This window comes from Geotalea sp. SG265 (genome assembly GCF_022808985.1).
Classification (GTDB): Bacteria; Desulfobacterota; Desulfuromonadia; order Geobacterales; family Geobacteraceae; genus Geotalea.
The window spans coordinates 117,586-142,907 of the sequence record NZ_JAKZFT010000007.1; the positions used below are offsets into that span (position 1 = coordinate 117,586).

At 54.9% G+C, this 25,322-nt stretch carries 20 protein-coding genes; 9 read left to right on the forward strand and 11 right to left on the reverse strand.

Going from position 1 to position 25,322, the window contains the following annotated elements; translation table 11 throughout:
- Positions 1–20: 20 nt before the first annotated feature.
- From ML541_RS10520 to dnaA, 9 genes are all read right to left on the reverse strand, one after another.
- Positions 21–1,568 carry a response regulator gene (locus tag ML541_RS10520; RefSeq protein WP_243372797.1) on the reverse strand — a complete coding sequence of 516 codons (1,548 nt, stop codon included), beginning with the start codon at positions 1,566–1,568 and terminating at the stop codon, positions 21–23.
- On the reverse strand, positions 1,558–3,813 hold the full coding sequence (locus ML541_RS10525) for an ATP-binding protein (protein ID WP_243372799.1): 2,256 nt from the start codon (positions 3,811–3,813) through the stop codon (positions 1,558–1,560). The genes ML541_RS10520 and ML541_RS10525 overlap by 11 nt, the downstream gene beginning before the upstream one ends.
- Positions 3,814–3,878: 65 nt before the next feature.
- The gene (locus ML541_RS10530; protein WP_243372902.1) at positions 3,879–4,886 is read right to left on the reverse strand and encodes an NAD(P)H-dependent glycerol-3-phosphate dehydrogenase; all 1,008 of its coding nucleotides are present in this window, start codon (positions 4,884–4,886) and stop codon (positions 3,879–3,881) included.
- 51 nt (positions 4,887–4,937) lie between these two features.
- Positions 4,938–6,494, reverse strand: a complete 1,557-nt coding sequence (locus ML541_RS10535; protein ID WP_243372801.1) for a HEAT repeat domain-containing protein — start codon at positions 6,492–6,494, stop codon at positions 4,938–4,940.
- Between the two features lie 26 nt (positions 6,495–6,520).
- Positions 6,521–9,091: a DNA gyrase subunit A gene (gene gyrA, locus ML541_RS10540; RefSeq protein ID WP_243372803.1), complete on the reverse strand. Its 2,571-nt coding sequence runs from the start codon at positions 9,089–9,091 to the stop codon at positions 6,521–6,523.
- A 49-nt stretch (positions 9,092–9,140) separates the two neighbouring features.
- Complete coding sequence (gene gyrB, locus ML541_RS10545) at positions 9,141–11,525, reverse strand: DNA topoisomerase (ATP-hydrolyzing) subunit B (RefSeq protein WP_243372805.1); 2,385 nt, start codon at positions 11,523–11,525, stop codon at positions 9,141–9,143.
- A gap of 9 nt (positions 11,526–11,534) precedes the next feature.
- Positions 11,535–12,629: a DNA replication/repair protein RecF gene (recF, locus tag ML541_RS10550; protein ID WP_279342446.1), complete on the reverse strand. Its 1,095-nt coding sequence runs from the start codon at positions 12,627–12,629 to the stop codon at positions 11,535–11,537.
- Positions 12,630–12,719: 90 nt separating this feature from the next.
- Entirely contained in the window at positions 12,720–13,838 is a 1,119-nt protein-coding gene (dnaN, locus tag ML541_RS10555) for a DNA polymerase III subunit beta (RefSeq protein ID WP_243372809.1), read from the reverse strand.
- A 212-nt stretch (positions 13,839–14,050) separates the two neighbouring features.
- Positions 14,051–15,388 (reverse strand): chromosomal replication initiator protein DnaA, encoded by a 1,338-nt coding sequence (gene dnaA, locus ML541_RS10560; protein ID WP_243372811.1) that lies wholly within the window; start codon positions 15,386–15,388, stop codon positions 14,051–14,053.
- A gap of 282 nt (positions 15,389–15,670) precedes the next feature.
- Between dnaA and rpmH the strand changes: the two genes are divergently transcribed.
- The 9 genes from rpmH to ML541_RS10605 all read left to right on the forward strand — a co-directional run bounded on the left by rpmH (position 15,671) and on the right by ML541_RS10605 (position 23,337).
- Positions 15,671–15,820 carry a 50S ribosomal protein L34 gene (gene rpmH, locus ML541_RS10565; RefSeq protein ID WP_011941201.1) on the forward strand — a complete coding sequence of 50 codons (150 nt, stop codon included), beginning with the start codon at positions 15,671–15,673 and terminating at the stop codon, positions 15,818–15,820.
- A 34-nt stretch (positions 15,821–15,854) separates the two neighbouring features.
- A complete protein-coding gene (rnpA, locus tag ML541_RS10570; RefSeq protein ID WP_243372813.1) occupies positions 15,855–16,166 on the forward strand; it encodes a ribonuclease P protein component in 312 nt (103 codons plus the stop codon).
- The gene (gene yidD / locus ML541_RS10575; protein WP_243372815.1) at positions 16,160–16,372 is read left to right on the forward strand and encodes a membrane protein insertion efficiency factor YidD; all 213 of its coding nucleotides are present in this window, start codon (positions 16,160–16,162) and stop codon (positions 16,370–16,372) included. The genes rnpA and yidD overlap by 7 nt, the downstream gene beginning before the upstream one ends.
- Before the next feature lie 23 nt (positions 16,373–16,395).
- A complete protein-coding gene (yidC, locus tag ML541_RS10580) occupies positions 16,396–17,985 on the forward strand; it encodes a membrane protein insertase YidC (protein ID WP_243372817.1) in 1,590 nt (529 codons plus the stop codon).
- A gap of 27 nt (positions 17,986–18,012) precedes the next feature.
- Positions 18,013–19,380 (forward strand): tRNA uridine-5-carboxymethylaminomethyl(34) synthesis GTPase MnmE, encoded by a 1,368-nt coding sequence (gene mnmE / locus ML541_RS10585; protein WP_243372818.1) that lies wholly within the window; start codon positions 18,013–18,015, stop codon positions 19,378–19,380.
- A gap of 101 nt (positions 19,381–19,481) precedes the next feature.
- Positions 19,482–21,356, forward strand: a complete 1,875-nt coding sequence (gene mnmG / locus ML541_RS10590) for a tRNA uridine-5-carboxymethylaminomethyl(34) synthesis enzyme MnmG (protein ID WP_243372819.1) — start codon at positions 19,482–19,484, stop codon at positions 21,354–21,356.
- Positions 21,357–21,397: 41 nt separating this feature from the next.
- A complete protein-coding gene (gene rsmG, locus ML541_RS10595; RefSeq protein ID WP_347710802.1) occupies positions 21,398–22,030 on the forward strand; it encodes a 16S rRNA (guanine(527)-N(7))-methyltransferase RsmG in 633 nt (210 codons plus the stop codon).
- Between the two features lie 222 nt (positions 22,031–22,252).
- Complete coding sequence (locus ML541_RS10600) at positions 22,253–22,996, forward strand: glycine zipper family protein (protein WP_243372820.1); 744 nt, start codon at positions 22,253–22,255, stop codon at positions 22,994–22,996.
- A 2-nt stretch (positions 22,997–22,998) separates the two neighbouring features.
- Entirely contained in the window at positions 22,999–23,337 is a 339-nt protein-coding gene (locus ML541_RS10605; protein ID WP_243372903.1) for a hypothetical protein, read from the forward strand.
- 2 nt (positions 23,338–23,339) lie between these two features.
- Here ML541_RS10605 and ML541_RS10610 read toward each other — a convergent pair whose 3' ends face one another.
- Together ML541_RS10610 and ML541_RS10615 are read right to left on the reverse strand one after the other, a co-directional pair.
- Complete coding sequence (locus ML541_RS10610; protein ID WP_243372904.1) at positions 23,340–24,398, reverse strand: chemotaxis response regulator protein-glutamate methylesterase; 1,059 nt, start codon at positions 24,396–24,398, stop codon at positions 23,340–23,342.
- 11 nt (positions 24,399–24,409) lie between these two features.
- Entirely contained in the window at positions 24,410–25,312 is a 903-nt protein-coding gene (locus ML541_RS10615; RefSeq protein WP_243372821.1) for an HDOD domain-containing protein, read from the reverse strand.
- Positions 25,313–25,322 lie beyond the last annotated feature (10 nt).

Genomic DNA, 25,322 nt, shown 5'->3' on the forward strand with positions numbered 1-25,322 from the left:
GCCTCTCGCTTTTCGGTTAATTATGCATTCTCTGCCCCATCTGATTCCATAATAGCCGGAAAGAGCATGATAAACCTGCTTCCCTTGCCGACCTCGCTCTCTGCCCAGATATAACCATGGTGGACGTCCATTACCTTTCTGCAAAAGGTGAGGCCAAGGCCGGTGCCGCTGCTTTTTCCCTGACGGCGGTTCCTCGCCTGAACGAACCGGTCGAAGATATCCTCCAGGGAATCTGCTGCTATCCCTTCCCCCGTATCCCTGACGGTGATCTGCACCATCGGCTTGTCCAGGGAGGTCTTTTCACCCCCGTATCGCGCGGGTATCCTCTCCCTCAATGTTTCCGGATCGTTGACTGCCGCGATGGATATCTCGATCTCTCCCCCTTCCGGCGTGAACTTGAGGGCGTTCGAGATGAGGTTTCCCAGAAGACGGGAAAAGGTGGCCCGATCGGCGGAAATGAGCGGCAGCTGTTCAGGGATGGTGGCGAAGAGTTTAAGCTGCGCCCTTCTGGCAACGGTGAGAAACCGGGTCATGGTCCGTCTGATGAGCTGGGCCGGCATCTCCTCGTTGAAATGCATGAGCATCTTTCCCGCTTCGAATTTGTGCACCCCCAGCAGGGTGTCGATCATTTCGACCATCTCGGCGCAGCTTTCCATGGATGATTCCAGGTATTCCCGCTGTTCCTCGTTTACCGGCCCCAGTCGCCCCTCCCGCACCAGATCGACAGAGCCGACAACGGCAGTGATTGGAGCCTTGAGATCGTGGGATAGCATGCTGACGAAGTCTTCTTTTTCCTGTTCCAGCGCCTTCAGGGCTGAAATATCCCGGATGATCTCGACGCTGCCGGTCAGCTGGCCGGAGGCATTGAGCAGCGGCGAAGCACTGGAAGAAACGGGAATCCGGGCGGTATCGGCGAGAATGGTGTAGTACACGTCAAGACATGGTCGGCCGGTCTTCAGCACCATGCGGCTGGGAATGGCATCGACATCGATATCGGCACGCAGCGCTTTCTCGACCGGCATCCCCAGCAGCTGGTTCCGGCTCAGGCCCAGCACCTGCTCAGCCTTGAGATTGACCGTACTGATCCGCCCCTCTGGATCGACCGCCAGCAGCAGGTCTGCCATCCCCTGCAATACAGCTTCCATTTTCTGCCGTTCTTCATCGAGCTGTTGCTGCAGCCTGATGTTGTCGGTCTTCGCCTTGTTCAGCTGAATAGCCCGCTCCACCTTCTGCAGCACGTCTTCGGTGGAGAAGGGCTTGGCGATATAATCCAGCGCCCCGTTCTTCATGGCTTCCACGGCAATGTCCTCGCTGCCGTGTGCCGTCATCATCACCACCGCCACCTCCGGGTGGAGGTGCTGAACCCGCTCCAGCATCTGCAGTCCGTCGATGCGCGGCATCTTGATGTCAAGCAGCACCAGGGAGAACTTTTCACGGGCAATAGCAGCGAGCCCTTCAACACCGTCCCTGGCAATAACTGTCCTGTAGCCGGCATCCTCCAGCTGCAGTTTGAGAATGAGCGCTATGTCCGGCTCGTCGTCAACAATAAGGATCTTTTTATTTGCCATTATTTTCCTCGAATATGGGGACTGTAAAAGAGAAGACATTACCCCCCTCTTTGCCGGCATTGTAAAAGATTTTGCCGTGGTGCTTTTCGATGATTTCCTTGCAGATGGCAAGCCCCAGGCCCGTTCCCCCCTGCATTGGCTGGTCCGTTTCAAGCTGCTGGAACTTCTTGAACAGCTTATCCCGGTCCGCCCATTGGATCGCCTTGGCCCGGTCTGCCACCGAAACGGTCAGAAAATTTCCTTCCTGTTCTGCCAGTACCATAACTATTTTACCCTCCGGGGAAAATTTGACGGCATTGGAAAGGAGATTGGTCAAGACCTGAATCAATCGATCGTAATCTCCGTAAACAAGCGGCAGATGATCGCCGAGGCTGTTGATGATGGATATATTGCGGCTCTGGGCAAAGGTCTTAATCTCCTCCACGGCGTATACCACCAGCTCCCCCATGGAAAGGGACTTGAAGGTAAACTCCATCCCCCCCGATTCCATGCGGGAAATATCGAGTATTTCACTGATCATCCGAATGAGGCGCTGGGTGTTGCGCAGACATACGGAGAGAAGCTGCCGCTCCGTATTGGTGAACCATTTTCCCCGGTTGAGCAAGAGCTGCAGCGACCCTTTCATGGAAGTCAGGGGTGTCTTCAGTTCATGGGAAACGGTGGAGATGAATTCGGTCTTCATCCGGTCGATCTCTTCTTCCGTAGTGATATCCCTGAGCGACATGACGATGCCGGCAAACTGATTCCCTTCCCGTGCCATGGGGGCCAGGTTTACCTTCAGTCTTTTTCCTTTCAGGGTCAGGTCCTCCTGGCGGCTGGCGACAGGTCCCCAAGTCTCCTTGATCTCCCGGATGCATTGCACCAGATTGGCAAAGTCCCCCGATGTCCCCAGCTGCTCGACCGGTTGGCCGACCACCTTGTAGGGAACCAGATTCAGGATCGCCTGTGCCGCCGGATTGAAGAGGATGATCCTGCCCTCGCTGTCGGTAACGAGCACCCCTTCCACCATGCTGGTCAGGATGGTTTCGAGCCGCCCCATTTCCATGGAGAGCTCCGCAGTCCGCATGGTTACCTTTTTTTCCAGAAGCTCATTGAGTTCCTGCAGATCCCGGTTCTTTCTGGAAATGATGCTGTCCCTTTCGGCAAGGGCGTTGACCATCCTGTTGAACGACCCGGCCAGCTCCCCCACCTCATCGTGACTCCTGACGACGACACGCTGGCTCAGGTCCCCCATCTCGATCAGCCTGGCCCCGTTTGCCAGCTCCTGAATGGGTCCGGAAAAACGCCGCGCCGCAATAAAGGCGATGGCAAAAGAGAGGAGGATGCCGATAACCGCAGAGAAGAGGATGTTTTTCAGGCTGTCGACCCGTATCTTTTGCAGATTTTCCTTGGAAAGGGCAACCGACAGGGAACCGACGAAATCGCCACGACTGTTGGTCAGGGGTTCGAAAACGGTTTCGTACTCCTGGTCGCCGATCTCCGCCCGCCCCCGGTAGGAATAACCCTTTTGCAGTCTTTCCAGAATATGGGGCTCCATCACCGCATTCTGCTGATTATCTTCGGAACGGTTGCTGGCAATGCGCATGCCGCGCATGCTCACGGCTACCTCGGCATCTTCGCCAAAAATGTCCTGAACCTTGAACGGCAGATAAGGGTCGTTGTTTAGTTTGTCTGCTGCGACGACTCCTCCCAGCAGTGTCCCGTCCGGCTTGAAGATGGGCATGGCAACCACGACCACCATCGCCTCATTGTCGATGCCGGCAGGCTCTTCTTCCTGCCGCAGGAATTTGGCATCCACCAGTTCAGTGGAAAACACCACCTTCTTTTCCCGGTACATCTGCCTGACGATTTCCGGAAGACTGAACAATTCTCCGGCGCGATCACTGTTATACCGGGCAATCACCCTGCCTAGCGGGTCGATGATGGTCAGGGTATCCACGAAGGGGAGGACCTTTTTCCAGCGGTGCAGCGCGTCCCTGAGCCAGACGGAATCCCGCCGGGCCAGGTGCTCCTGAACGGGAGGCGCCATAATGGGTTGCATCAGGGAAATTTTTATCTGGTCCGCCCTGACATGGAATTGGCTGCGGGCATAATTGAGGTGCTCTTCCAGTCCGTGGGCAATGTCGTATTCGACGTGCTTTTCCAGACCTTCGAAGGTGGTAAAGAGGAGGGTTGTATAGGAGACTACCAGAATAAGTAGTATGGATAAGAACAGCTTGCTTCTTATGCTGAGCCTTAATTGCATAAGGGTGCCTTTGCACGGCAAGAGTGACGAAAAGGAGGGACGTGAACTATGGGAAATAAAGCCTGTTAGTACTCTTCCGCTTTCAGATCTCTCGACATCAGCTCCAACACTGCTTCGCGAGCTGATTTGTCCCGGTACAGCACTTCGTAGACCTTTTCGGTAATCGGCATCTCGACCTTGAGGCGAGCCGCCAGGTTATAGGCCGACTCCGTTGTCTTCACCCCTTCAGCGACCATGCGCATTTCACCGAGAATCTCGGTCAGGCGTCTCCCGCGCCCCAATTCCATACCGACGGTGCGATTGCGGGAAAGGTCCCCCGTACAGGTGAGAACAAGATCTCCCATGCCTGCCAGACCGGCAAATGTGGCTTCCCGGGCGCCCAATGCCCTGCCAAGACGCGTCATTTCCGCCAGCCCACGGGTAATGAGAGCGGCCCTGGTATTATGGCCGAAGCCAAGGCCGTCGGAGATGCCAGCGGCGATGGCGATGACGTTTTTGATCGCCCCCCCCAGCTCTACCCCCGTCACATCATTGTTGGTGTAAACGCGGAACTTGTCGGTGTTGAATACCTGCTGGACCTTTTTGGCGATTTCACCCTTTTCGGCAGCGACGGCAACGGCTGTAGGCATCTCCTGGGCCACTTCCCGTGCAAAACTCGGGCCGGAGAGTGCGGAAAATCGGCTGTAAAGCCCCGCGGGGAGCAATTCTCCATAAACCTGGGAGACGGTCATCAGCGTCTCTACCTCTATCCCTTTGGAGGCACTGACGATGATTGCCGAGGGGGAAAGAAAGGGAAGGGCATTCTGCACCACGCTGCGCGTCACCTGGGACGGCACGACAAACAGGAGCAGCGCCTTGTCCGCCACCGCCTCCTTAAGGACATGGGTATACCTGAGGGTTGGGGAAAGGGTTATTCCCGGCAGGAAAAGGCTATTGCACCGCGTCCTGCCCATTTCCTCAACCAGTTCGGGCTCGTAGGCCCAGAGGGTAACCTCGTGTCCTTTTTTGGCCAGCAGGTCCGCCAAGGTTGTCCCCCAGCTTCCCGCCCCTATTACCCCTATCTTTTCCGGTATGAACATCTGCTCTCCGTTCTTCAGCGGCAGTGCCTCGACGGCTGCTCTGCCTCAGTCATCCCATTCTTCGCCGGTGTCTATACCGTCCACTTCAAACCCCTCTTCCAGAGCCTCGCGAGCCATATCCATGCTCTCCAGGGCGAAGCGGCGCAAAAAAGGGTGAAAATGGTACGGCAGCCTGAAGTTGGCAATACTGCCCGCCAGCACCGCCGTGTTTTCCGCCAGCCGAGGGTTGCGCCCCGCCCGGCCCATGAGATCCGCAACCAGCAGCAACCGCCGGTGGATGCGCTCGATCTGCGGCGAAAAAAGCTCCTCGCAGAATCGTTTCAGGATCATTTCTAAACCGCGGCTCCGCTCGCTGCCCCCTGACTTCAGCTCCAGTTCGCGCCATTGGGCGGCATAGCCATAGACCCTGCTGTCGGTCATGAACCAGCAGGAAAAAAAATCGTCATCGGCTACTTCGTCCAGACAGCCGGCAGCAAGGGATGGGAAAGTTGTCGCCGGCTGCAGTGGAGGATCATAGGGGGCCGGCACCAGCTCTTCGCCGTTGAACATACCGCTTCGCACCAGGAATTCGGCCGGCAGTTCCGTTGCCGTTTCACGGTTCCGGTACAAGGCATCCCGGAGCAGGCACAGGGCATATTCAGGTTCGACGGCAACAACCTCTTCCTCACCCTGCAACTCGATCAATTCATCCTCAAGCTTCGCTGGCGGGGCAGAGGAGCTTCCCCGGGCGCCAACGATGCCGACGACCTCATGGAGCTGCAGGGACAGATATGTCAGGGTGTCTCTCCCCGTGCTGCGCGCAAATACAAGTGTGCGGTACCCATCACCATCGGGAGGGCCGGTACAGCAGCGGTGAAAGGGAAGGGGAGCTTCCCTTTCACCTGCGCTTTCAGGCACGATCCCCAGAAACGAGAGGCGGCGCAGGCTCCGGGTTGCCGGCCCGCCAGCGAGCTCCGGCGTCCGGGACAAGTGATCCCGCAGCAGTACTGCAGACTCCTGGTGCCTTATGTATCCCAGGGCAGACAGCGCTGCGGCCGTAATGTCGTCGTCGCCGGTCCTGAGCATAATTTCCAGCAGGCTGACTACTCGCGGGTCGTCCATCCGCGCCAGCTGCCCGACCGTCGTCAAACGCATCTCCCGCGGGTAGAGCAGGAACTCCTCCATGAAAGCGACGAGTCCTTCTTCGCCCCCGCCCAAAATCTGGGGAAGGGAAAGGGAGCCACCGTTACCACTGCCTGACAGGCGGGAGGAAAGGGGAGGGTGGGTCACATCGACACCTTGACCTTCCAGTGTGGATCGTATTGCCGCTCTGGCAACATCGTCCAGGTCCCTGCGCTTCAGTGCCATCCCGATCAGCTGGTCCAGCCACTCTTCCGGGTCGAAAAAATCCAGAAGATAAACGTAGCGGGAAATATGATCGCCGCATTGCTCCAGCCAGAGACGGCGCACCAGCTGACGGAGGGCAACAGAGTCTGATTTTTTCAGGGCCCGGCCGATCTCTTCCAGCTCACCAAGGCTGATATCATCCTCTTTTACCCTATCCAGCAGGCGTACGATTCCGCGGCGTTCGTCGAGGCTTGTGTCTGGTTTTCGCAGGTGCATGAGGTCCTTCCGCCGCACGAACGTTTTTACTCCAGTTCTTCCCCCTCGACATCGAGGGGGGCGTCACCGGGTTCGTCGCCGTCCTCTTCCTCTTTCTCGGCCAGGCGTGCCACTGCCACCACCCGCTCGTTTTCTTCGGTCACCATCAGGCGCACCCCCTGGGTATTGCGGCCAATGATGGAGAAGCCTTCCACCGGCACCCGCAATATTTTTCCCTGGTCGGTGATCAGCATCAGGTCGTTTTCGTCCACCACCTGCTTGATGTCGACTACGCAGCCATTGCGCTCGGTGGTCTTGATGGTGATGATTCCTTTGCCCCCCCGTGACTGGCAGCGGTACTCGCTCAGCTCGGTCCGTTTGCCAAAGCCGTTTTCCGTGACAGTGAAGAGCGTGGAATCGGTGAATTCCTCGTTGATGATCTCCATGCCTATCACCAGGTCGTCATCCTCCAGGGTCATGCCCCGCACCCCGCGCGACACCCGGCCGACGGTCCGCACCTCCGACTCCTTGAAACGGATCGACTTGCCGTTTTTCGATGCCAGCAACACATCCTGGCGCCCGTCGGTCACTGCCACGGAGATAAGCTTGTCACCCTCGTCCAGATTGACGGCGATGATGCCACCAAGCCGCGGATGGGAATATTCCATGAGCGGTGTCTTTTTGGCGACGCCGTTGCGGGTCGCCATCATGATGAACTTGTCCTCGGCAAACTCCTTGACCGGGAGGATGGCGGTGATCTTCTCGTTAGCCGAGAGGTTGAGGAGGTTGACGATTGCCTTACCCCTGGTGGCGCGCCCTGCTTCGGGGATTTCATAGACCTTCAACCAGTAGACCTTGCCCGCATCGGTAAAGAACATCAGGTAATCCTTGGAAGAGGCAATGAACAGCTGTTCGACGAAATCCTCTTCCTTGGTCTTCATCCCGGTTTTGCCCTTGCCACCGCGGCGCTGGGCACGGTACATGGTTACCGCATTGCGCTTGATGTAACCGGAATGGGAAATGGTCACCACCATGTCCTCTTCGACGATGGTGTCTTCCAGGGAAATCTCCGCCGTCTGGTCGATGATCTCGGTGCGCCGCTTGTCACCGAACTTCTCTTTCAGCTCCAGGAGTTCTGAAACGATGATCTTGAGAATCTCCGTTTCTGAAGCGAGGATCTCCTTGAGACGGGCAATGTAACGGAGGATCTCGTGGTATTCCTCGATGATCTTGTCACGCTCCATGCCGGTGAGGCGGTGGAGGCGCATCTCCAGGATCGCCTGGGCCTGCAGCTCGGAAAGCCTGACCGGCTTGGCGTATTCGCCGTGGTTGGCCGGCAGGGCGAGGCCGAGCTTTTTCAGCCACTCCTCGTCTGAGAAGATCCCCGACATGAGCCCTTCCTTGGCCTCGGCCGGGGTCTTAGAGCCGCGGATCAACTCGATGACCGCATCTAGCCAATCGAGGGCAATCTTCAGGCCTTCCAGGATATGGGCCCTCGCCTCGGCCTTTTTCAGATCGAAGATGGTGCGGCGGGTGACGATCTCCCGGCGGTGATCGATGAAGTGGTTGATGGTCTCGCGCAGGGTCAGGATCCTTGGCCGGTTGTTGACGATAGCCAGCATGATGATGCCGAAGGAAGACTGCATCTGGGTCTGCTTATAGAGGTGGTTGAGGACGATCTGCGGATTCTCGTCCTTTTTCAGCTCTATGACGATGCGCATCCCTTCCCGGTCCGACTCATCCCTGAGGTCAGAGATGCCTTCGATCTTCTTTTCCCGGACCAACTCGGCGATCTTTTCCACCAGCCGCGCCTTGTTCACCTGGTATGGAATTTCTGTGACGACGATGGACTGGCGCTCGGTCTTCTTGTGGGTCTCAATCATTGCCCGGGCCCGCATCTGAATGATGCCCCGACCGGTGGAGTAGGCGGAAACGATTCCCTCCCGCCCGTAGATGAAGCCTCCGGTGGGGAAATCTGGTCCTGGGACAAGGCGGAGCAACTCCTCGAAGGTCAGCTCCGGGTTATGAATGACGGCAACAATGCCGTCGATGACATCTGCCAGGTTGTGGGGAGGGATATTCGTCGCCATGCCGACGGCGATGCCCGAAGAGCCGTTGACCAGCAGGTTGGGGAACTTGGCCGGCAGCACCAACGGCTCCTTTAAGGAGTCGTCGTAGTTCGGTCCCATCTCCACCGTTTCCTTGTCGATGTCGGCGAGGAGCTCGTGGGCCAACTGGCACATGCGGATCTCGGTATAGCGCATGGCTGCCGGAGAGTCGCCGTCGATGGAACCGAAATTCCCCTGGCCGTCAACCAGGGGATAGCGGAGGGAGAAGTCCTGGGCCATGCGGACCAGGGTATCGTAGACAGCGGTGTCGCCGTGGGGATGGTATTTACCGATGACATCACCGACGACACGGGCCGATTTCTTGTAGGGCTTGTTGTAGTCGTTGCCCATGTCGTACATTGCGTACAGGCACCGCCGATGGACCGGCTTCAGGCCATCGCGTACATCGGGAAGTGCCCGGCCGATAATGACCGACATGGCGTAATCCATGTACGACCGCTTCATTTCGTCTTCTATGTTGACCGCTACCTTGTTCGTTTGAGTAAGCATTACGACCTCTTTGCAGTTGGCATGTGCGGGATGAACGGTTCCCTTGTCGTCAGATGTCCAGGTTGGACACGTTCAGTGCGTTCAGCTCGATGAATTCGCGCCGTGGCTCCACCTGGTCCCCCATGAGGACCGTAAACATCTCTTCCGCTTCCACCGTGTCCTCGATCTTCACCTGGAGCAACACCCGGTTTTCCGGATGCATGGTGGTTTCCCAGAGCTGTTCCGGATTCATCTCTCCCAGCCCTTTGTAGCGCTGGATGTAGAGCCCTTTCTTAGCCGTCTCCAGAAAGAAGGCCAGGAGCTCTTCGTGGCTTGCCGTTTCCAACAGCTCCTTTTCTTCCGTGGAGATAGTCGCCGTGGCATTGCCCATGATCGACTCCACCTTCCGCTGGCTTTCAGTCAGGAGCTCGTATTCGTAGGAGTTGATGGCGTCGAAGATATGCTGATCGATGTTGATCCGCAGATTGCCCAGCATGAAGATGATCTTCTGTTCCGCCGCCAGGTAATCGGCATTGGCAGAGCTCTCCTTCATCTTCGCCAGGTATGGCTCAAGCTCATGGATCTCCTCAAGGCCGCTCTTGACGCCGCTTTCGAGCAGCATTTTCAGCAGTTCCTCGTTGACCCCTTTCTTTACCACCTTGCCGAAGAGGGACTGGTGCTCGATGATCTGCCTGAGCAGGGGAATGATCTGCTTGCCCCGGTAGGTGCGGTCATCGCTCCCCAGGCGGAGGATAAGGTCTTCCGTCCCCTCTTCCAGCAGGTAGTTCTGCAGCGCCGCCTCGTTTTTCAGGTACTGCTCCTTCTTACCCCTTTTGATCTTGTAGAGGGGGGGCTGGGCGATGTAGAGGTAGCCCCGCTCTATCAGCTCATGCATCTGGCGGAAGAAGAAGGTGAGGAGCAGAGTGAGGATATGGGATCCGTCCACGTCGGCATCGGTCATGATGATGATGCGGTGGTAGCGGAGCTTGGCGATGTCGAAATCCCCCTTGCCGACACTGGTGCCCAGGGCGGCGATGAGGGTACGGATCTCCTGGGAAGAGAGCATTTTGTCGAAGCGGGCCTTTTCCACGTTGAGGATCTTGCCCTTGAGGGGAAGGATGGCCTGGTACTTCCGGTCACGCCCCTGCTTGGCAGATCCCCCTGCGGAGTCACCCTCGACGAGGAAGAGTTCGCAGAGGGCCGGATCCTTCTCCTGGCAGTCGGCCAGTTTGCCCGGCAACGTTCCCACCTCCAGCGCTCCCTTGCGGCGGGTCAGATCCCGCGCCCGGCGTGCCGCCTCCCTGGCCCGCGCCGCATCGATTGATTTTTCCAGGATGCGTTTTGCCACGGCTGGGTTTTCTTCCAGGTAGGTGGCCAGCTTTTCGTTCATCAGGGTTTCCACATACCCCTTCACTTCCGAATTGCCCAGCTTGGTTTTGGTCTGCCCCTCAAACTGGGGCTGGGATATCTTCACCGAAATGACCGCCGTCAACCCTTCCCGCAGGTCCTCGCCGGAGATGTTTTCCTTAACATTTTTCAGCAGGTTATTGGTGTTGGCGTAGGTATTCATGGTGCGGGTGAGGGCCGCCTTGAAGCCGACCAGGTGGGTTCCCCCTTCATGGGTATTGATGTTGTTGGCAAAGGAAAAGACCTTCTCGTCGTAGGAATCGTTGTACTGCATGGCGATTTCCATCTCGACCCCCCCTTTTTCACCGTTGATGTAGATCGGCTGGGGATGGATCGGGGTCTTGTTCTTGTTCAGATATTCCACGAAGGAGCGAATCCCCCCCTCGTAGATAAATTCGTGGGCCTTCTCCGTCCGCTCGTCGGCAATCTTTATCTTGACCCCGGCGTTAAGGAATGCCAGTTCCCGCAGGCGCTGGGAAAGAATTTCGAAGGAGAACTCGGTCGTCTCGAATATTTCCTCGTCGGGAAAAAAGATGATCTTGGTGCCGCGCTTTTTCGTTTCTCCCACCACCTCCAGGGGACCCTGTGGATCACCGCAGCGATAGGACTGTTTGAATATCTTTCCTTCCCGGCGTATTTCCAGTTCGAGCTTTTTCGACAGGGCGTTGACAACGGAGACGCCGACGCCATGGAGGCCACCGGAAACCTTATAGGAGGTGTTATCGAACTTGCCGCCTGCATGAAGCACGGTCAGAACGACCTCGGCAGCAGATTTTCCTTCGGTCGGATGCATGTCCGTTGGAATACCGCGACCGTTGTCGATGACCGTCACCGAACCATCAACGTTGATGGTGACGGTAATGTCGTCACAATAGCCTGCCAGTGCCTCGTCTATGGAGTTGTCGACGATCTCATAAACCAGGTGGTGCAGCCCCTGGCTCGATGTGGATCCGATATACATGGCCGGCCGCTTTCGTACCGCAGAAAGCCCCTCCAGTACCTTGATCTTGTCCGCTCCGTAATCATTGGAAGTTGTATTATCACTCATGTCTTTCCCTCAATGGAGAACCCTGCCCGCCTCAATGCGGTAGGTCCTGTAGTTTTCCATCCGATCGACGACGATATTCTGCAGGGAGGTCGTCGTGATAAAAACCTGCATTTCCCGCTTCTTCAGGAAATCCATCAGGTTTCTCTTCCTGTCCTGGTCCAGCTCGGAGCTGATATCGTCCAGGAGAAAGACCGGCTGGCTATGGAATTTACTGCTCATATATTCCGTCTCCGCCATTTTCAGGGCCAGCACATAGGTCTTCTGCTGTCCCTGGGAGCCGAATTGTTTCAAAGATTTGCCGTTGAGGGTGAATTCCACGTCGTCCCGGTGTGGACCGGTCAGTGTCGTTCCCCGGCGCTCCTCTTCACGTGCCGTCTTGGCCAGCGCCTCGGTAAAGGCTGCCTGCAGGTTCCCTCCACCGTCGGCCATGTCAAACCGGTGCGGCTTGTAACGAATGTCGGCAATCTCTTCATTACCGGATATCTCCCGGTAAAATTGGCCGAGCAGGTCTCGCAACCCATGTATGTAGGCTACTCTCGCCATAATAAGCCGTTTTCCCTGCTCGACGAGCTGTTCCGTCCAGATGTCCAAGCCGCAGCTTTCCCCTTTTTTCAGCAGGGCATTTCTGTTTTTCAGGACCTTGCCGTAGGCCTGGTAGGCTGACAGGTAGGTAACGTCGCTGCTGAAGACGGCCCGATCCAGGTACCTTCTTCTCTGCTCCGGCAGCCCCTTGACCATGTTCACCTCTTCAGGAGTGAAAAGCACCACGTTCAGCTGGCCGAAAAAGTCGTCGATCCGTGAAACCGTCTTCCGGTCAACCCTTATTTTTTTCCCCTGCATGTCCAGGAGAATGGCTATCTCCCTCGTTAGCCCATCCCGCTCCACCCAGCCTTTCAGGAGGCTGCGGGGATTACCCCACTGCACCAGCTCGCTATTCTTCATCGTTTTGAACGATTTCATCGTTGCCAGGATAAAGATCGATTCCAGGAGGTTGGTCTTACCCTGGCCGTTGTTGCCGAAAAAAATGTTGAAGTGCCGGGCAGGTGTGAGCACCGTCTCTTCAAGATTTCGAAACGACTGAAGATATAATTTATTTAACTTCATCTCAACTATTATTTCATTAAAAAGGCCACTCCATTTGAGAGGGGCCTTTGCAGAGAGCGCGTTTGCGGGTCCGCAATTTTTAAACAATTGCTAGAGGCGCATGGGCATGATGACTGACATGAAATCTTCCTTTGCCGTCGGTTTCATGACAATGGGGGAAAGCTCATCCCGCAGGTCCAGTTCGACCTGATCGTCCCGGAGGACGGTCAGGACGTCAATAAGATAGCGGGCGTTGAATCGCACCGAAATGGGGGTGCCGTCGTAGACCACCTCCTGCTCTTCCCTGGCGTCCCCAAGTTCCGGATTACTGGAGGATATCTCTATGTTGCCGCTCTGCACATCGAGCTTTATCCCCTTGAATTTTTCACTGGAGAGAATGGCCATCCTTCTCAGGGAATGGAGGAGTGCCTCTCGGGAGATGGTGATCTTTTTGTCGTTGTTGGCCGGTATCACCTTCGTGTAATCGGGAAATTCCCCATCAATAAGGCGCATGACAATAACGGTATTGTCTTTCTTGATCACAGCACTGTTATCCATGAATCCCAGCATGATGTCGCCGTTTTCCTCTTCGGCAATCTTTTTCAGCTCGTAGATCCCTTTTTTGGGAAAGATCACCCCTTTACTTAGTTCGCTGCTGATGGTTCCCTCGAAGTCCTTCTCGGCAACGGAGAGCCGGTGTCCATCGGTTGCCACCATGCGGATGACGTTTTTATCCCCTTCGCTGGAAGCTTTTATGAAAATGCCGTTGAGGTTGAACTTGGTTTCATCATTACAGATGGCATAGGCCGTCTTTTCGATCATTTCGCTGAGGAAGTTGTTGCTGATACTGACGAAGATACTGTCGTTCACCTTTGGGAAATAGGGGAATTCCTCCGGAGACAGCCCGACGATGTTGAAATGGGCTTTGCCGCAATGGATCTCTATCCAGTCGTTTTCCTTGGTGGAAAAGGTTATTTCCTCGTCGGAGAGTTCCTTGATGATCTCGTATATCTTTTTTGCAGAGACGGTTATCTTTCCTTCTTTGCTGACGGTTACCGGGTAGGAGCTTTTCATCCCTACTTCCAGGTCGGTGGCAGTTACGTGCAGCATGCCGTTGCTTGCCTCGAGCAGGGCGTTTGAGAGGATCGGCATCGTGTTCCGCTTTTCTACGATCCCTTGTATTTTCTGTAAAGCTTTGGTGAAGGTCTCTTTGCTGATGCTGAATTCCATCCATTCCTCCATTCGCATACGAATAATATGTTTTTAAATTCTTTAAGTAGTAGTAGATAGCGGCTGTGGATATGTTGATTGAATGGTTAACGTGCCGGTTTTGCGGCTTTTTCCCGTTGGACAATACTGTTAGCAGTGAAAGCGGCGGACGATGTTATGCACATCGCGCTGCAATTATCAACAGCCGTCGGCAAATATCAACAGTTTTTCCGTCAGCTCATCAACTCCTTTTTCATCTTATCCACTGTGTTTTTTATCTCCAGGTCGCTTTCCATCTGTTTCTCGATCTTTTTTACGGAGTGAATGATCGTCGAGTGATCTTTGCCGCCGAATTTTTCACCTATTTCAGGGTAGGAGGCCTTGGTGAGTTCCCGGCTGATGTAAATGGCAATCTGCCGCGGTATGACGAAGGCCTTCAAGCGTTTATCCGACTTCAGTTCGGAGATCTTGATCTTGAAATGATCGGCAACGTGCTTCTGGATCATTTCCACGGTAATGTCCTTGGTTTTCTCGACGATAATGTCTTTGAGAATTTCCCGGGCCATGTTGAGACTGATCTCGCTGCCGGTAAGGCTGGCATAGGCCCCGAGCCTGATCAGCATCCCTTCCAGCTCACGGACGTTGCTCGTGGCACTGGAAGCGAGAAAAAGGGCCACGTCGTTTGGCAAGGTAATGGCGTTCACATCCGCTTTCTTTTTAAGGATGGCGATCTTGGTCTCTATATCCGGCGGTTGGATATCGGCGATCAACCCCCACTCAAAGCGCGAGCGGAGCCGCTCCTCCAGGCCGGGGATATCCTTTGGAAATTTGTCCGAGGTGACGACGATCTGCTTGTGGGATTCATAGAGCGCATTGAAGGTATGGAAAAATTCCTCCTGGGTCGCTTCTTTTCCCGCCATAAACTGAATGTCATCGATCAGGAGGATGTCCATTTTCCTGAACTTGTTGCGGAATTCCTCCATTTTCTTGTAACGGAGGGAATTGATCATTTCGTTCATGAATTTTTCGGAGGAATAATAGCAGACCTTGGCTTTCTTGTCGTTTTCCTTGATCTGGTTGCCGATCGCTATGAGGAGATGGGTTTTTCCCAGGCCGACGCCGCCATAGATGAAGAGAGGATTGTAATTGCAGGCCGGATTATTGGCCACTGCCTGAGAGGCGGCGTAGGCAAACTGGTTGCTGGCACCGCAGACGAAGGAATCGAAGGTATATTTGGGATTGAGATTGGTGTTGAAGTCCACATTCCTGGTGACGTCGTGATCGCTTTTGTCCGTATTACGCTGTTCGACCGGTTTTTTCTCCCCATGGGGTTTTTCGGTGATCTTGAAGTCAACCTGATATTTTACATTGGTAAGCGAGGATATTGCCTCTATAATTATCGAGAGGTACTTTTCGGTGACCCATTCCTTGATGAATTTGCTGGGAACTTCCAGGACAAGATTGGCATCGTTAACGGAGTGGAAATGAATCGGCTTGATCCAGGTATTGTAGGTTTGCGGGGTGAGGACCTTCTTTATGTTCGATTGGGCTTCGAGCCAAATCTTTTCCATGGGGGGCGACCTTATCGGACAAATGACTTTTGAACAGATTTATCAACAGATGTTGAAAAAAAATAAACCTTTTATTACGGGTTGTTGCGTATCTATAAGGCGAGATATTGGGGTTTGATCGATAGTTGTTGAAATGTAACAAAGCCACCCCCATTTTGCAAGGTAAATTTTCCGCAAAGAATAAATAATCCATTGACAAATCGTACACAATATGTTTAATTTACCAGCTTATTTTTGGTTATTTTATAAATCACTACATGGAATGTAAGGAGTTTTATAGCGATGAAAAGAACATATCAGCCCAGCAATGTTTCCCGGAAAAGGACCCACGGATTCCTCGTCAGGATGTCTACCAAGAATGGCAGACTCGTTATCAAGCGCCGTCGTGCCAAAGGGCGGAAGAACCTCGCGGTATCTATTGCATCCAAATAAAGCCCCGCACCGTTTCACAAAAGACGAGCGGCTTTTGAAGCGAGCCCAATTCCTGCAGTTATCCGATGCAGGACTGAAGATTCATACCGCCCATTTCATAATTCTGGGGTCAGTCCCGGCGGACCTTACCAAAATTGGAATAACCGTCAGCCGTAAGGTTGGGAATGCCGTCTGCAGAAACCGGATCAGGCGACTGGTTCGTGAGTTTTTCAGGCTCAACAAGCAGCAATTTGCATCCGCCTATTACAACATAATCGCCAAAAGAGGTGCAGGGCAGCTGGATTATCGGCAGGTTTGCAGGGAACTGGCAAATGCTCTGGAGCGCCTGCATGTGAAACTATGCTGAGAAAAGCAGCGATCGGTACCATTCGTTTTTATCAGAAATACATCTCCCCGTACAAGGGAGCTTCCTGCCGGTTTTATCCTTCCTGTTCCAATTATTCATTGCAAGCCTTCGAGAAGCACGGGATACTGACTGCACTGTGGTATTCCGTGTTGCGTATCCTGAAGTGCCACCCCTTCCATCCGGGTGGCTATGATCCTGTCAAATAATTTAGTGGTTATCGGGAGTTACCATGGAAAAAAGAGTCCTTATTGCCGTTATCTTATCCATAGCGGTGTTGTATGCTTTTTCATATCTGTTTCCCCCTCCTGCCGCTAATCGCAAAGCGCCTGCCGGCCCGGTCGCTGCCCTGCAGTCCCAGCAATCGTCTGTCAAACCTTCTCCCATGGCGGCTGCTGCCGCGGCGACCCCCCAGGCTGGCCTTGCTGCTCGCGATATTGTCGTTGACACCGACTTGTATACAGCCATCATCTCCACCAGGGGAGCCGGTCTCAAAAGTCTGCAGCTGAAGCATTATAAGGATAAAGCAGGAGCAACTGGTCGGAATATCGTTCTGAAGAGTGAGACGGAGGGTGACAAGCTTTCCCTGTTGACCGAGGGAAAAACCTTAGGCATCGAGCCGGCTCTCGTCTTTCAGTCTTCAGCCAAGGATCTGAAACTGACCGGACCTGATCGGGCCTCCCTTGAACTCACCGTGACCTCACCGACCGGGGCTACACTGAAAAAGATCTATACATTTGTCGGGAACAACTACGGCATCGATCTTCATCAGGAGTTGGTCAATTCCGGCACCGGGCGGCTCGATGGTTCCCTTGCCCTGGTGAATTATAATCGCCTCGCTACCCAGACGCGTGATGGGCGCTATGAAGTATATGGCCCTGTGGCCCTGGCTGGCGACAAGGTGATAACCGAAAAACTCGCCGATCTGGCCAAGGAGCCCCGGCAATTCACCGACCATGTTTCCTGGACCGCCTTTGCCGATAAATATTTTATGGATGCCGTCATGTCCCGTAACAACAGCATCGCTTCCGCCCGCATTGCCAAGATCAGCGATCAGTTCGTGCAGACTACCGTCACGGCACCTGCCGTCTCTCTCAATCCTGGGCAGCACGCTACTGTAGATTACCACCTTTTCTACGGCCCGAAGGACCTGGATATCCTCAAGGCCCAAGGCAGCAGACTGGAAGAGGCGATCGATTTCGGCTGGTTTTCCGCGTTGGCCAAGCCACTTCTTCGCGCCCTCAAATTCTTTTATTCCTTTACCCACAACTATGGTTTGGCCATCATCATCATCACCATTATCCTCAAGGTGCTTTTCTTTCCGCTGACCCACAAGAGTTACAAATCCATGAAGGAGATGCAGAAGCTGCAACCCAAGATGGCCGAGCTGAAGGAGAAATACAAGAACGACCGGGATGCCATGAACAGGGCGGTCATGGATCTCTATAAAACCCACAAGGTGAATCCCATGGGTGGCTGTCTGCCCATGCTCGTGCAGATTCCAGTATTCTTCGCCCTGTACAAGGCGCTGATGTTTTCCATTGAGTTGCGGCATGCACCCTTTGTGCTCTGGATCACCGATCTTTCCGCCAAGGACCCCTACTATGTAACTCCCATCATCATGGGGGCGACCATGTTCATTCAGCAGAAAATGACTCCAACCAACATGGACCCCGTGCAGGCAAAGATGATGCTGGCTCTGCCCATTGTCTTTACCTTCATGTTCCTTAATTTCCCTTCCGGTCTGGTGTTGTATTGGCTCATCAACAATATTCTGACCATTGCCCAGCAGGCATACATCAATAAATCACTGCCTGCTTAAGGCACGTTCCGCACATCGGATGACAAGATGTATCTTGAAGACACCATAGCAGCAATCAGCACCCCCATCGGGGAGGGGGGCATCGGTATTATCCGGATCAGCGGTCCCGATTCTCTTCCCATAGCCCGCTCCATCTTCCGAAAGCGTCTTGACGGTGGCCTGAAAAGCCACCGTTTCTATTATGGGCACATTATCGATCCGGACTCCGGTTCCCTTCTTGACGAGGCAATGGCGGTTTTCATGGGGAGTCCCAATTCTTTTACCCGGGAGGACGTCCTGGAGCTGCACTGTCATGGCGGCTATTTGGTCGTGCAGCGTGTCCTGGCCCTGACATTGCGTCATGGGGCGCGCCTTGCCGAACCGGGGGAATTTACCAAACGCGCCTTTCTCAATGGACGAATCGACCTGGTGCAGGCCGAAGCCATCATGGATGTCATTCGCAGCCGTTCGGAGATGTCTCTCAATCTCGCTCAGCATCAGCGTGAAGGGCTGCTTTCCCTGCGCCTTGCCCAGGTGAAGGAATCCCTGCTTTCCTCCCTCGCACTGCTGGAAGCCTATATCGATTTTCCAGAAGAGGATATCGACCATGCTGCCAAAGATCACATCAAGGAGAATGCGGTCGCCTCACTGGTTATGCTGGACGAACTGCTCTCCGGTTTTTCCGAAGGTAGAATCATCAGGGAAGGGGTCTCAGTTGTTATTGCCGGAAAGCCGAATGTGGGCAAGTCCAGCCTTCTTAATGCCCTCTTGCGGGAAAAACGGGCCATTGTCACTGCCGTTCCCGGTACCACCCGCGACCTCATCGAGGAGCAGATGACCATTAAAGGATTGCCGGTCAAACTTCTGGATACGGCGGGCATCCGGGAATCTGACGACCAGGTGGAAAGGGAAGGGGTCAAGCTGTCGCTGGAAAAACTCGCTTCTGCAGATTTAATACTCTTTGTCGTCGATGGTTCATCCCCTTTCGACGATGGAGATCGGGCCGTTCTGGAACGCCTTACAGGTTTCAGCTTTATGGTCGTTAAGAACAAGGTGGATATGGACACCACACCGGTGCTTCCCTTTGGAGCAGAGGTTCCGGTTGTCTCCGTATCGACCCGTACTGGCCAGGGTCTGATGCAATTACAGCAGGTCATTTTCGATTTCTTTATCCATCATGGAGACAGGGACAGCCGTGACTTCGTTGCCATCTCTCAAGTTCGGCACCGGGATGCCCTTGATGGTTGCCGGCAAGCCCTGGGTACTTTTATGGCAAACCTGGAGCGGGCAGTTAATCCAGACCTTTTGGCGATTGACCTGCGGGATGCCCTTGCCGCATTGGGTGAGGTGACCGGTGAGACCACCGCGGATGATGTACTCGATCGAATTTTTCAGCAGTTTTGTATTGGTAAATAGGCAAATGTTTCACGTGAAACATTTGCCATCAAGCCTTGCCATTCAAGGGCTGACGACTGGATCAGCCCCTTGTTTCACCGGCAACGGCGTGGAGTGAGACGGTGATTTTTTACGATAAGCATTATGATGTGCTCGTTGTCGGGGGTGGGCATGCCGGCTGCGAGGCGGCCCTGGCGGCTGCCAGGATGGGCCGTGAGACGCTGCTGCTGACCATCAACCTGGATGCCATCGCGCTGATGTCATGCAATCCGGCCATAGGGGGGTTGGCAAAGGGACACCTGGTCAAGGAGATCGATGCGCTGGGCGGAGAGATGGCGAAGAATATCGATGCCACCGGCATCCAGTTCCGCATTCTCAATACCAAGAAGGGGCCGGCTGTTCGCGCCTCACGGGCACAGGCCGATAAGCAGCAATACCGCCTGAGAATGAAGCGGGTACTGGAAGGGGAAGAGCACCTCCATCTCAAACAGGGGGAGGTGACGGCACTGGTATTGAACGACGATACGGTCACCGGTGTCGATACCCGGGCCGGGGTCCGGTACATGGCAAAAACGGTCATCCTGACCACCGGCACCTTCATGCGGGGCCTGATCCATATCGGTCTCGTTCATTACAGCGGCGGCCGGGCGGGTGATCTTCCCTCCGTGGGGCTGTCCGATAATCTCCGGGAGCTGGGCTTTGCCGTGGGAAGGCTGAAGACGGGAACACCCGCCCGGCTCGATAGCCGCACCATCGACTTCAACAAGCTGGAACCACAGTACGGTGACGATGAGCCGCTTCCCTTTTCTTTCTCCACGGAACGTATAGTCACCAGGCAGGTTCCCTGTCATATTGCCTATACCAACGAACGCAGTCATGAGATCATCCGCTCCGGCCTGGATCGATCACCCCTTTACTCAGGGATCATTGAAGGAGTGGGCCCACGTTATTGTCCCTCCATCGAGGACAAGGTGGTACGGTTTCCTGAAAAGGACCGCCATCAGACCTTCATCGAGCCGGAGGGGCTGGATACGGTGGAGGTATACCCCAGCGGGCTCTCCACCTCACTGCCGATAGACGTCCAGTGGCAGTTTTATCGCTCCATTGTCGGACTTGAACGGGTTGAGATCATGCGTCCCGCCTACGCCATCGAGTACGACTACGTGGATCCCATCCAGCTCCATGCCTCCCTTGAGACAAAGCGGTTGATGAACCTTTACCACGCCGGACAGATAAACGGCACCTCGGGCTATGAAGAGGCAGCAGCCCAAGGGCTCGTGGCAGGGATCAATGCGGCGCTGCGGGTTCAGGGAAAAGAACCGCTCATCCTGGGCAGAAACGATGCCTACATCGGCGTGATGATCGACGATCTGGTGACCCTGGGCAGTAAGGAACCTTACCGCATGTTCACTTCCCGGGCCGAATACCGGCTGCTGCTGCGGGAGGATAATGCGGATTTGCGGTTGCGCGAGCGGGGACACGCAGTTGGACTGGTCAGGGAAAATGAGTATGGGAAATTCGTCAGAAAGCGGGAGATGATAGGGGAGGAGTTGCAGCGGTTGCGTCGGGAAAAACTACTCCCATCCCAGGCGGATGCGGCTTTTCTTGAGGAGTTTAACCTGAATGGCGTGCAGAACGCCCTTACCTACGAGCAACTCCTCAGGCGCCCGGATATAACTGCCACCGATTTATCGAGAATTGACGGGAAAATCATGGAAACCCCGGCCGCTGTGCGGGAGCAGGTGGAGATCCAGATCAAGTACCAGGGGTATATCGACAGGCAACTGGAACAGGTGGAGCGGTCGAAAAAGCTGGAGAACGCCAGGATACCCCGGGATATGCAGTATGCAGGGCTGCCGGGACTGTCAACCGAGGTTCAGGAAAAGCTGCAGGCCTTCAGACCCGATACTCTTGGGCAGGCATCGCGCATACCAGGGGTGACGCCTGCCGCCATCACCATACTTTCCATTGCCCTGAAGTCCAGGAGCGGCCAGTGAAACCGGCGGCGCGAGAGTTGTTGCAGGCAGGGGGACAGGCATTGGCTCTTAATCTGACTGTCGGGCAGTTGGATAGCTTCGACCGCTACGGAGAAGAGCTGAAGAAATGGAACCGGAAAATAAACCTCACCGCCATTACCTCCGATGAAGAAATTGCCCTTAAGCATTTTGTCGATTCCCTGGCGGTGGCACCCTATCTCCGAGCGGATGATGCGCTGCTTGATATCGGTTCCGGTGCTGGTTTTCCCTCTCTGCCGCTGAAGATCGTCATGCCGGGTCTCAAGGTGACCTCCATCGATGCGGTGGAGAAGAAAATCATTTTCCAGCGCAACGTTGCCCGGCTCCTGGGCTTGGCCGATTTTCGAGCTCTCCATGGCAGAGCCGAGCAGCTGCAGCCGGAAGAGGGAAACAGGTTTGACGTTGTCGTCTCACGTGCATTTTCCGACATTCCGACCTTTGCCCGGATGGCGTTGCCACTTTTGGAAAAAAATGGAGCCATCATTGCCATGAAAGGGAAAGAGGGGAGCAATGAGGCAGACGCCGCGGAAAAATTTCTTAGAGAGCTGAGGCTGGCGGTGACGGCGGTGGAAATTTTCAATCTGCCTGCCGCTAGCGACACCCGCAGCCTCGTTTTTATCGGCCGCATCGGAGAAAAAACGGCCAAAAGCAGCTAATCCCTCCAAATTGCCCCTCCAGCCCTATTTTCCTTTTCAGGCAGGGTTTACCCTGGATTACTTCGAGAACGGCTGCTGGAAAGGGATTTCGCAAGGACATGGTTTTTGTCGGAAAATCGCATGGTTGGCGCAAGATGGGAATAAAGACCCGTTTGCACATCGCACGAGCGCTGTTATAAGTATAGGTAGACGACCACATGCACGATCCGATGGAGGCAACCAGTGAAGCGACTCATGATCATCCTGATGTTATTTGCCGTTTCACTCGGCGGCTGTACCAGGTACAAGACCCAATATGCGGCATTCAGACCACCGGAGGCCTACGGCAACTTCCAGGTGGCCAACGGTGTGCGGATCGGGGGAGAAGCCTATGCCGATGGCGATGCCGCAGAGGATGCATTCGGATTCGACATCAAGGGAGCGGGGCTCCTCCCAGTGCAGTTGGTGCTGGATAACAGGAGCGGCAAGAATGCGGAGATCGTCTCCGATCAGACATTCCTGATCGACAGGAAAAATGGCTACTGGAGGATCATCCCGAACAATGTGGCCATAGCGCGCCTGGAAAGCTCCACCCAGCTTGCTGCCTATTTCGGCAAGGGGGCGGGTAAAGGAGCGGTACTCGGTGCGGCAGCTGGAACAGTCCTGGGAGCGGCTCTTGGCATTGTCAGCGGCAGAAGCATAGGAGAGGGTGCCCTGCGAGGGGGAGCCCTTGGAACGGCAGGAGGAGCGGTAATCGGCGGAGCAAGTGAAGGGAGCTCCCCGGAGCGTGGGCGAAGCATCATGGATGATATCCGGGCCAAGAGCTTGGAGGGGAAAGTCATTCCTGCAGATCATCTGGCCAACGGCTTCGTTTTTTTCCCCGGCGAGGCAGAAACGGCCAAAGAGTTGCGGCTGCGTTTGCGGCAGCCTGAAAGCGGAGTGGAGAGGACGGTTGTCTTGCCATTTCCCGAGAAAGAAAATAAGTGAACATGCGGAAAAATGGTGAGCCTGGGCGATGGCTCTTCACGGCACAGGTGATTGCCGCGGCGCTTGTCCCAGGCAGGGTGATCGGCCGGCACGGGTTAGAATCTGCAGCGCAGTTGACCTGGGGCGAGAGCGGCTATTTACAGCCTGCGCCGGAGACTTTGCTAGTGCATCTCGGCGACTTGAGGGCACTGGTAGATGGAAAGTTGCACCTGCGCCTCTTTATAAAAGAATGTCTGGCACCGGCGGCGCCGTTTCTGCTCTTCCGCTTAAAAAGGCAGGGGTTTTCCCGATGCCGTGCAGAAGCAGCACGTGAAGGCATTTATCTCAGTGCCGAGGTCTGAAATCAGCTGGCAATCCTCGCTATTTCGAATCCTATCTGGTCCAGAGGCAGCACCTCGTCTGCCACTCCCCCCTCAATGCAGGCCTTCGGCATACCATAGATGGTAGACGTCGTCTCATCTTGAACGAGCGTGATACCCCCCTTGTTTTTCAAAAACTGCATTCCCTTGAAACCGTCGCTCCCCATGCCGGTCAGCACCACGCCAAGCATAGAGCCGTTGCTGGCCTCGGCAAGGCTGTGCATCATCTGATCTACGGAGGGGATATAGAGGTATTGGGGAAAAGCAGTGGTCGGGTCGGTTTTCACCATCAGGCCGGCACCCTGCCGGACGAGCGTGGTGTGCCGACCGCCGGGAGCGACGAGCACCTGTCCCGGGCGGAGCAGGTCTCCATCCTTGGCTTCGCGAATTTCCAATGAGCACCGGGCATTCAACCGTTCCGCATAGGGGCCGGTAAAAGCCTTGGGCATGTGAATGGCAACCATGATGCCGAAGGGGAAGTTCGCCGGTATCCGGGAAAGAACTTCCTGAAGGGCGACGGGGCCGCCTGTGGAGGCGCCGATGCCGACGCAGTTCACCTTCCGGGAAAAAAGGGATTTCTTGATGGCGGCAGGGGAGGTGAGAGCAGTGCGCCTGATCCCCGTCCCCATGGGGATAAGAGAACTGCCGGCCAGTTTGACTTTCACCAGCAGTTCTTCCCGGAATATGCTCTGCGCTTCCGCTGAGTCGCTGATGTTTTTGGGGATATAGTCTATGGCGCCCGCTTCCAGCGCTTCAAAGGTTGCCTTGGCTCCCTCGCAGGTGAGCGTCGATACCATCAAGACCCTTGTGGGTGCCTTGGCCATGATCTGTTTAAGGGCGGCAATACCGTCCATCCGTGGCATTTCCACATCCATCGTAATCAGGTCGGGCTTCAACTCGATGGCCTTTTCAACCCCTTCGACGCCATCGGCAGCGATGCCGACAATTTCGATCTGGGGATCTTTGGCCAGGATGCCGCGAATGGCCATCCTCATGAAGCATGAATCGTCAACGACCAGAACTTTCAATCTGTTACGTAGCAATGAACTCATGGTCACTCCGCAATAACCCCTTGAAAAATCGATTGGACCAGATCCTGAATTTCAGGGACACGGTCATCAAGCTCATAGCAGAACCGCTCCACGTCAAAGTCTGCAAGGTGGGGGGCGTAATTTTTAAGTATGGACCAAGACCTTTCATCGGCAAGGTTGAAGGTAATCCAGGACTGACTGCCATAATCCAGTTGCCGGACCGAGCAGAACAAATCAGCCAGGTTGACGATTGAGACTAGGATGGGGTCGATGATGGCCTCTTCAGGGGCGTGATGCAGGGCGATGACTTCGCAGTAATCGGCGGGGAAATTCCATTTTTGGGCGATGCAATGGCCGATCTCGCTGTGACTGGTGCCGAAGAATTCCCTTTCCGCTTCGACCATGCGATAGCTTTTGCCTTTGATGGAGGCCAGCAGTTGTTCAAATTCGGTGCGCCGATAATAGCTCAAGAGAACCTCGCCGATATCATGGACGATGCCGACCAGGTAGGCCTTTTCCGTGTCGGGGTAGCGGAACCGCTGGGCGATGATCTTGGCGACAATGCCGACCCCGAAGGAATGTTCCCAGAAGGTCCTGATGTCGAATGCGCCATCCTTTCCCTGAAAGACATCGATGAATGAGCAGGTAAAGGCAAGCTCCCTGATATGGCGGAATCCCAGATAGATGAGGGCGCGTTTCACCGATTTGATCTCATGGGCCGGCTTATAGAAGGGCGAGTTTACCATCCTTATTACCCGAGCGGCGAGAACCTGATCGGTCAGGATCATATCGGCAACTTCGTCCAATTCCACATCGGGTTTGTCGAGGAGTTCAATGACTTTGGTGGCCACATGGGGGATGGTGGGGAGTTCGGAGATGGCATCCACCATGGCCCGGGCGTTATTCATCAAAACGCTGTCGCTCATGGTACAGTCC